Raw genomic sequence first — 8,327 nt, forward strand, 5'->3', positions numbered from 1 at the left:
GAACCACGACGGATACTTCATCTCCCCGGGCGGCGATCTCCCGGGGTACGTCCCGAACCACATCACCCATACCGCCTGCCTTGCAATCCGCAATGGCATCGTTCTCTGCAGCTACAAAAAGGAAGCGATAGGGCATACTTCTAAGATATGGATTATAACACGGCGATTTACTCCCGCTGTGTAAAATTAAAAAAGGCCCGGTGATCAGGGCCTTTTCAAGTGTTAAGAAAAAAGAAAAACTACCGGGTCACCTTAAAGGCAGATTCCCCTGGAAAATAAGCCACAGAACCCAATTCCTCCTCGATCCTCAAAAGCTGATTATACTTCGCGATCCGATCGCTGCGGGAGGCCGAACCGGTTTTGATCTGTCCGGTATTTAGTGCCACCGCGAGGTCGGCTATCGTATTGTCTTCCGTCTCGCCGGACCTGTGGGACATCACAGAAGTGTAACCCGCATTTTTAGCCATATTAACGGCCGCTATGGTTTCTGTAAGGGTCCCGATCTGGTTGACTTTAATTAAAATAGAATTGGCAATACCCTCTGAAATGCCGCGGCCCAAACGCTCGACATTGGTCACAAAAAGATCATCGCCCACGAGCTGAACTCGATTCCCAACTTTTTCGGTAAGCATCTTCCAACCTTCCCAGTCATCTTCGTCCATCCCATCCTCGATAGAAATAATGGGGTATTGATCACAGAGTTGGGCCAGATACTCGGCCTGTTCTGCGGAAGTGCGCACGGCGCCGGTATCCCCTTCAAACTTGGTGTAGACGTATTTGCCATCTTCATAGAACTCCGCAGCAGCGCAGTCCAGGGCAATCATCACTTCATCGCCCATGGAATACCCGGCATTTTCTACAGCCTTTCCAATCGTATCCAGGGCGTCCTCTGTCCCGTCCAGGGCAGGAGCAAATCCTCCTTCATCCCCTACGGCGGTACTCAGGCCCCGGTCGTGCAATACCTTTTTGAGGTGATGGAAAATCTCAGTTCCCATTTTAAGGGCGTGGGAAAAACTCTTTGCCTTTACCGGCATGATCATAAACTCCTGAAAAGCGATAGGGGCATCTGAATGCGACCCTCCATTGATGATGTTCATCATAGGTACGGGGAGCGTATTGGCGCTTACCCCTCCCACATATCTGAAAAGGGACATCCCCATTTCCTCTGAAGCAGCCTTGGCTACCGCCAGGGAAACCCCGAGGATTGCGTTGGCCCCTAATTTGGACTTATTGGCTGTTCCATCCAGTTCGATCATCGTCTGGTCGATCTTATTTTGGTCGAAAACGAGCATTCCACGAACGGCTTCTGCAATGGTCGAATTGACATTTTCTACAGCCTTCAGCACCCCTTTCCCCATATAATCGGAACCTCCGTCCCGAAGCTCTACAGCCTCGTGCACTCCTGTGGACGCCCCAGAGGGGACTGCCGCACGGCCGAGCACTCCATTTTCCGTAATTACGTCAACCTCTACGGTCGGGTTACCTCTGGAATCAAATATCTGGCGGGCGTGTACATCTAAAATTATACTCATATCAATAGCTTTGCTAAACTTGGATTTATATTAAGTCAAAATGATTCGTCTGAACCACAACGGCTAGACCGTGGCATCTGAAGAAACGGAATCTTCGATCAATTTAAAAAACGCATCAAAAAGGTATTCTGCATCGTGGGGTCCTGGACTGGCCTCGGGATGGTATTGCACCGAGAAAACCTTTTTATCCTTCATTCGAATGCCCGCTACCGTTTGATCGTTCAGGTGGATATGGGTAATTTCCAGATCCGGATGTGCCTCTGTTTCTTCGCGATTTATCGCAAATCCGTGGTTTTGGGAAGTAATTTCTCCTTTCCCGGTTTTCAGGTTTATTACCGGGTGATTGATCCCCCGGTGCCCATGGTGCATTTTATAGGTACTCACCCCATTGGCAAGGGCTATAACCTGGTGCCCCAGACAAATACCGAACAGGGGTTTCCCACTGGCGATAATATCTTTGGCTGTGGCCACCGCTTCCTTTAAGGGCTCCGGATCTCCCGGTCCGTTGGATATAAAGTACCCATCCGGGTTCCAGGCTTCCATAGTCTCAAACGAAGTATCGTGAGGGAAAACCTTGATGTGCGCCCCCCTTTTTGCCAGGTTCCTCAGGATATTCTTTTTAATCCCAATGTCCAGGGCGGCAATACGGATGCCAGCATCTGAATCCCCTTCCGTATACGGTGTCTTCGTAGAGACACTGGAGGCCAGCTCCAGGCCCTTCATACTCGGGATTTCAGCGAGCTCTTTCTTTAAAGCTTCCATTTCGTCTACCCGGGTTGAAATAACGGCATTCATAGCTCCGTTATCCCTGATATAACTGACCAGGGCACGAGTATCTACATCTGAGATTGAAAAAAGCCCGTGGGTATCGAGAAACTCCTGAAGGCTCAAATCTGCATCCGCCCGGCTGTACTCATAAGAGAAATTTTTACAAATAAGGCCGGATATCTTTACCCCAACGGATTCCACTTCCGCTTCCTTAGCTCCGTAATTCCCTATATGGGCATTGGTAGTGACCATCAACTGCCCGAAATAGGAAGGGTCGGTAAAGATCTCCTGATATCCCGTCATCCCGGTATTAAAACACACTTCCCCGAATGCTGTTCCTTCTTTGTCTCCAACGGCTTTTCCGTGAAATACGGTTCCATCAGCCAATAATATCAACGCTTTCCTTCTGGCCTTATACTTCATAGCGATATTTCCCTTTTTTAAGGTTCAGTAACAAAATAACATAAAAAAAGGATAGCCGTTCAGGACTATCCTTTTCTTGTTTATAACTTTTAAAAACCTGTGTTCTAGGCATCCGATCCCTCTTTCTTATCGGAATCTTCAGCTCCTTCTTCAGTCGTGGGAGTAGCTTCCCCGGCTGTATCCGGCGTGACCGCATCAGCCACTTCCTCTTTCACTTCTTCCACCACTTTTTCCGGTGCTTCGGCAACAGCCTCTGCTACCTCCTCAGCTTTGGCTTCTGCCTTCGCCTTTGGTGCTGCTTCATCCTTAGTCGGGGTTACCGCTTCAGGAGAAGCCTCTTTGGCACTGCCGGACTTGGACCTTCTGCTTCTCCGGGTCGTTTTCTTCTTCGGCTTATCGGCATTGTAAATCTCATTGAAATCTACAAGCTCTATCATCGCCATATCCGCATTATCACCGAGACGGTTACCGAGTTTGATGATTCGGGTATAACCTCCCGGGCGGTCGCCCACCTTTTCAGCTACAGTTCCGAAAAGTTCAGTGACAGCGTGTTTGTCGCGAAGATTTTTAAAGACGATTCTGCGGTTGTGGGTTCCCTCTTCCGCTGTCTTATTGTTCTCAGCCTTGGATTTGGTAATCAAAGGCTCCACAAACTGCTTTAAGGCTTTGGCCTTGGCCGTGGTGGTATTGATTCTTTTATGCTCAATCAGCGAACACGCCATATTGGACAACATTGCCCTTCTGTGTGCCGTCTTCCTTCCCAGGTGATTGCTTTTCTTTCCGTGTCTCATCGCTTAATATCGTTTCGCAAGATACTATACCCCTGTAAGCGGGATAGTCCTTACTTAATCCTTATCCAGTTTATACTTTGACAAATCCATTCCAAAATTAAGCCCTTTATTGATGACCAGCTCCTCGAGCTCGGTCAGGGATTTTTTACCAAAATTCCGGAACTTCATAAGGTCGTTTTTGTTAAAAGCGACCAAATCACCAAGGCTATCCACCTCTGCGGCTTTCAGACAATTCAATGCCCGTACCGAAAGGTCCATGTCTACCAATTTGGTTTTTAACAATTGACGCATATGAAGGGATTCCTCATCGTAGGTTTCCGTTTGTGCAATTTCATCCGCCTCCAGGGTAATCCGCTCATCAGAGAAGAGCATAAAGTGGTGGATCAGCACTTTGGCTGCCTCTGTCAGGGCCTGTTTAGGGTGAATAGAGCCATCTGTTAAGATCTCAAAAACCAATTTTTCATAATCAGTCTTCTGCTCAACCCGGTAATTCTCGATACTGTACTTTACATTTCGAACCGGTGTAAAAATGGAATCCACGGCGATGCTGCCGATAGGCGCATTGGATTTCTTGTTCTCCTCTGCAGGTACATAACCCCTTCCCTTTTCGATGATGATCTCCATATTGATGGTCACCTTCGGATCCATATTACAGATCACCAGATCCGGGTTTAACACCTGGAATCCGGAAATAAACTTCTGGAAATCCCCTGCGGTCATCTTATCCTTTCCGCTAACGGAAATAGAAACCGTTTCTTCGTTTACATCGTCAATCTGACGTTTGAACCTAACCTGTTTCAGGTTTAGAATGATTTCGGTAACATCCTCAACAACACCTTCAATCACCGAAAACTCATGATCTACTTTATCCATGCGGACAGAGGTGATGGCAAACCCTTCCAGGGAGGCCAACAAAACTCTTCTGAGCGCATTCCCGACTGTAAGTCCATAACCGGGCTCCAGGGGGCGGAATTCGAATTTCCCTTCGAAATCCGTGGAGTCTATCATTATAACTTTATCGGGCTTCTGAAAATTTAATAATGCCATAATCGGTTTTGTGTTGTTTTATTTAGAGTATAACTCGACAATCAATTGTTCCTTGATGTTTTCAGGAATCTGCAACCTTTCGGGAACAGCGACAAAAGTGCCCTCCTTTTTATCCCCATTCCAGGTTATCCACTCGTAAACACTGCTGTTGGCAGCGAGAGAGTCTCCGATCACCTGAAGGGATTTAGATTTTTCGCGAACCCCGACAACTTCGCCGGGCTTCAAAGAATAGGAAGGAATATTCATGACTTCCCCATTCACTGTAATATGGCGGTGGCTGACCAACTGGCGTGCAGCACGTCGTGATGGGGCAATCCCCATACGGTAGACTACATTGTCAAGGCGCGACTCGCAAAGCTGCAAAAGCACCTCACCAGTTACTCCCTTACTGCGGTTCGCCCTTTCAAATAAGTTGCGAAACTGCCGCTCCAGGATGCCATAGGTGTACTTGGCTTTTTGCTTCTCCATCAACTGGATTGCATATTCGGATTTTTTACCTCTCCTGCGCGCGTTCCCGTGCATTCCCGGAGGGTAATTCTTTTTCTCAAAGGACTTGTCGTCCCCAAAGATAGCCTCGCCGAATTTCCGGGCTATTTTTGTTTTTGGTCCTGTATATCTTGCCATCTTCTGTTCTTTTGGGAGAGCGGCTATGAATTAAGGCTAATCCTTCGATAACCGTAACTGCGCCCCCAGTGAAAAATTAATATTCCCTAATTAAACTCTACGACGTTTTGGTGGCCGGCAACCATTATGTGGAAGCGGTGTAACATCGATAATCTCAGTCACTTCTATTCCGGCGTTGTGAATGGTCCGAATCGCAGACTCACGTCCGTTACCCGGGCCTTTTACATATACCTTTACTTTTCTCAGACCCGCTTCATGAGCTATTTTCGAGCACTCCTCGGCTGCAACCTGGGCAGCGTATGGAGTATTCTTTTTAGATCCGCGGAACCCCATTTTCCCGGCTGAAGACCAGGAAATAACATCTCCCTTTTTGTTGGTCAGGGAAATGATGATATTGTTAAAGGAAGCTGTGATGTGGGCTTCCCCCGTGGATTCCACAATAACCTTCCGCTTCTTGGTTGTCTTTGATGATTTTGATCCTGTCTTTGCCATAGTATTATGAATCTGGGCAAGGCCTGGTCTGCTACCCGGGATCCGGAAGATCCCAGAGATTTGGCCTTAGCCCTACTTATTATTTAGTGGCCTTCTTCTTATTAGCAACTGTCTTACGCTTTCCTTTACGGGTACGGGAATTGTTCTTGGTCCGTTGTCCGCGCAATGGAAGTCCCACCCTGTGGCGAATACCCCGGTAACAACCGATATCCATCAGTCGCTTGATGTTCAGTTGGGTCTCGGAACGCAATTCCCCTTCAATAGTAAAGTCAGCGATCACTTCCCGAATCCGACCAATTTCGTCATCGGACCAATCAGAAACCTTTGTGTCTTCACTTACTTTGGCGTTTTCCAGAATTTTCTGAGCCCTGCTTTTCCCAACACCGTAAATGTAGGTAAGGGCTATGACGCCTCTTTTCTGTTTTGGTATATCAACACCTGCAATTCTTGCCATAACTAGCCCTGTCTTTGTTTAAATCTAGGATTCCTTTTGTTGATTACGTACAAACGTCCTTTGCGTCGGACGATCTTGCAATCGGCACTTCTTTTCTTTATGGAAGCTCTAACTTTCATCGTATCCGGTTTCTTAGTATCTATATGTAATTCTCGCCTTAGATAAATCGTAAGGACTCATTTCAAGCTTAACTTTGTCTCCGGGGAGTAATTTAATATAGTGCATCCGCATCTTCCCGGAAATATGGGCGGTAACAACATGACCGTTTTCCAACTCCACGCGGAACATGGCATTAGAAAGCGCTTCTATGATTGAACCATCCTGTTCTATCGGAGCCTGTTTAGCCATAGTTTATGCTACTTTTCTGTTTTTACCTGTTTTCATAAGGCCATCGTAATGGCGGTTGAGCAGGTATGCATTCACCTGTTGCACCGTGTCAATAGCCACGCCAACCATAATCAGCAGGGATGTTCCTCCGTAAAAGAGCGCCCAGCTCGGTTGAATATTCATTAGTTTCACCACTATCGCAGGGAGTACCGCCAACAAAGCCAGAAATACCGACCCTGGGAGGGTGATAAGCGACATTACCTTATCCAGGAAATCTCCGGTTTCTTTACCGGGGCGAATACCGGGAATAAACCCGCCGCTGCGTTTGAGATCGTCCGCCATTTTATTGGTGGGAACCGTAATGGCCGTATAGAAATACGTAAATATGATAATCAGCAGGGCAAAGAGAATGTTATAGGCCAGTCCGAAGATATCCTGGAACTGTACTTCCATCCATTGCCCGATGGTTGTATGATTAAAAGAGCTTCCCAGGAGGCCCGGGGCGAACATGATCGCCTGGGCAAAAATGATAGGCATTACCCCTGAAGCATTCAATTTAAGCGGAATGTACTGACGCGATCCCATGACGTTTTTCTCATATCCGCCCGAAGCTGTGCGCCTTGCGTACTGCACCGGGATACGGCGAACCGCCATAACCAGCAATACACTCGCCAGGATCACGGCAAACCAGAGTATCACTTCCACGAGGATCAACATAGGACCCCCATTACCATTGAGGCGGGAAGCGGCTTCCTGTACAAATGCCTGGGGCAGGGTGGCGATGATTCCGATCATAATCAGGAGCGAAATACCATTCCCGATCCCTTTATCCGTAATTTTCTCCCCCAGCCACATGGCGAAAACACACCCCGTGACGAGGATGATCACGGAAGGGACAATAAAATTCAGGCCTTTCCCGAGGAGGAACGCACTGTCAGGTACGCCCAGCGCACCAAGGCTGTATAGGTAAGCCGGAGCCTGGACAATACAGATCGCAATAGTAAGCCATCGCGTAATCTGTGTTTTTGTCTTACGTCCGCTTTCTCCCTCTTTATCCAATTTTTGCAGATAGGGAATTGCTATCCCCATAAGCTGCACTACAATGGAGGCGGAAATATATGGCATAATCCCCAGTGCAAATACAGAAGCGTTGGCAAATGCCCCTCCCGTAAACGCATTGAGAATCCCGAGGATACCCTGCTCTGTATTTGAAGAAAGCTCGGCAAGCTGGCTTGTATCGATTCCCGGAAGCACTACCTGCGCTCCAAACCGGTATACCAACAACAAGCCAAGGGTCACGAGAATACGCGACCGCAGCTCCTCGATCTTCCAGATATTATTTACAATCTCAAAGAATTTCTTCATAAAGCTTTCGCTTAAGCACTTATTGCCTCTCCACCTGCAGCTTCAATAGCCGCCTTTGCAGTTGCTGTAAATTTATGCGCTGTAATTTTAAGAGGGGACTTCAATTCTCCTCTTCCCATGATCTTGACAAGGTCATTTTTATGAGCGAGACGCATCTCCACCATCTGATCGAGGTTCAGCTCCTTTTTAACGGCTCCGTTATCGATGAGACTCTGAAGTGTATCCAGGTTAATTCCCCTGTAATCTTTCCGGTTGATGTTCGTAAATCCGAATTTCGGAACCCTGCGCTGCAATGGCATTTGCCCTCCTTCGAACCCGAGTTTTTTGGAATATCCGGAACGCGATTTCGCACCTTTGTGGCCTCGGGTAGCTGTGCCCCCTTTACCGGATCCCTGTCCGCGACCTACGGTTTTACCTGCTTTGTGTACAGCGCCTTTTGCCGGTTTTAAATTCCCTAAATCCATAGTGAGTATCCTTTTAAGCCTCCTGGGTAGAAACCAGATG

Annotated in this window: 11 protein-coding genes and 1 pseudogene; all 12 read right to left on the reverse strand. The window is 47.6% G+C overall.

Translation table 11 applies throughout. The features are described 5' to 3' along the window. Window positions 1-136: glycogen/starch synthase (locus WBV75_RS08350; RefSeq protein ID WP_424120183.1), on the reverse strand; the 136-nt coding region annotated here is incomplete at its 3' end. Window positions 137-239: 103 nt separating this feature from the next. Further along, a complete protein-coding gene (gene eno / locus WBV75_RS08355) occupies window positions 240-1,532 on the reverse strand; it encodes a phosphopyruvate hydratase (protein ID WP_424120175.1) in 1,293 nt (430 codons plus the stop codon). A gap of 63 nt (window positions 1,533-1,595) precedes the next feature. Continuing rightward, the gene (gene carA / locus WBV75_RS08360) at window positions 1,596-2,723 is read right to left on the reverse strand and encodes a glutamine-hydrolyzing carbamoyl-phosphate synthase small subunit (RefSeq protein WP_424120176.1); all 1,128 of its coding nucleotides are present in this window, start codon (window positions 2,721-2,723) and stop codon (window positions 1,596-1,598) included. A 299-nt stretch (window positions 2,724-3,022) separates the two neighbouring features. Continuing rightward, a pseudogene (gene rplQ / locus WBV75_RS08365) lies at window positions 3,023-3,514 on the reverse strand (50S ribosomal protein L17); the annotation flags it as partial. 54 nt (window positions 3,515-3,568) lie between these two features. Beyond that, the gene (locus tag WBV75_RS08370) at window positions 3,569-4,561 is read right to left on the reverse strand and encodes a DNA-directed RNA polymerase subunit alpha (RefSeq protein ID WP_424120177.1); all 993 of its coding nucleotides are present in this window, start codon (window positions 4,559-4,561) and stop codon (window positions 3,569-3,571) included. 18 nt (window positions 4,562-4,579) lie between these two features. Then, entirely contained in the window at window positions 4,580-5,185 is a 606-nt protein-coding gene (rpsD, locus tag WBV75_RS08375; protein WP_424120178.1) for a 30S ribosomal protein S4, read from the reverse strand. A gap of 90 nt (window positions 5,186-5,275) precedes the next feature. Continuing rightward, window positions 5,276-5,677 carry a 30S ribosomal protein S11 gene (rpsK, locus tag WBV75_RS08380; RefSeq protein ID WP_424120179.1) on the reverse strand — a complete coding sequence of 134 codons (402 nt, stop codon included), beginning with the start codon at window positions 5,675-5,677 and terminating at the stop codon, window positions 5,276-5,278. A gap of 79 nt (window positions 5,678-5,756) precedes the next feature. Then, window positions 5,757-6,131, reverse strand: a complete 375-nt coding sequence (gene rpsM, locus WBV75_RS08385) for a 30S ribosomal protein S13 (RefSeq protein ID WP_424120180.1) — start codon at window positions 6,129-6,131, stop codon at window positions 5,757-5,759. A 2-nt stretch (window positions 6,132-6,133) separates the two neighbouring features. Next, the gene (gene ykgO, locus WBV75_RS08390) at window positions 6,134-6,250 is read right to left on the reverse strand and encodes a type B 50S ribosomal protein L36 (protein WP_424120181.1); all 117 of its coding nucleotides are present in this window, start codon (window positions 6,248-6,250) and stop codon (window positions 6,134-6,136) included. A gap of 13 nt (window positions 6,251-6,263) precedes the next feature. Next, complete coding sequence (infA, locus tag WBV75_RS08395; RefSeq protein WP_088341556.1) at window positions 6,264-6,479, reverse strand: translation initiation factor IF-1; 216 nt, start codon at window positions 6,477-6,479, stop codon at window positions 6,264-6,266. Between the two features lie 3 nt (window positions 6,480-6,482). Next, window positions 6,483-7,823: a preprotein translocase subunit SecY gene (gene secY / locus WBV75_RS08400; RefSeq protein WP_424120182.1), complete on the reverse strand. Its 1,341-nt coding sequence runs from the start codon at window positions 7,821-7,823 to the stop codon at window positions 6,483-6,485. An 11-nt stretch (window positions 7,824-7,834) separates the two neighbouring features. Then, entirely contained in the window at window positions 7,835-8,287 is a 453-nt protein-coding gene (gene rplO / locus WBV75_RS08405; RefSeq protein WP_424120184.1) for a 50S ribosomal protein L15, read from the reverse strand. Window positions 8,288-8,327: the final 40 nt, after the last annotated feature.

The organism is Robiginitalea sp., assembly GCF_049588695.1.
Taxonomy (GTDB): Bacteria; Bacteroidota; Bacteroidia; order Flavobacteriales; family Flavobacteriaceae; genus Robiginitalea.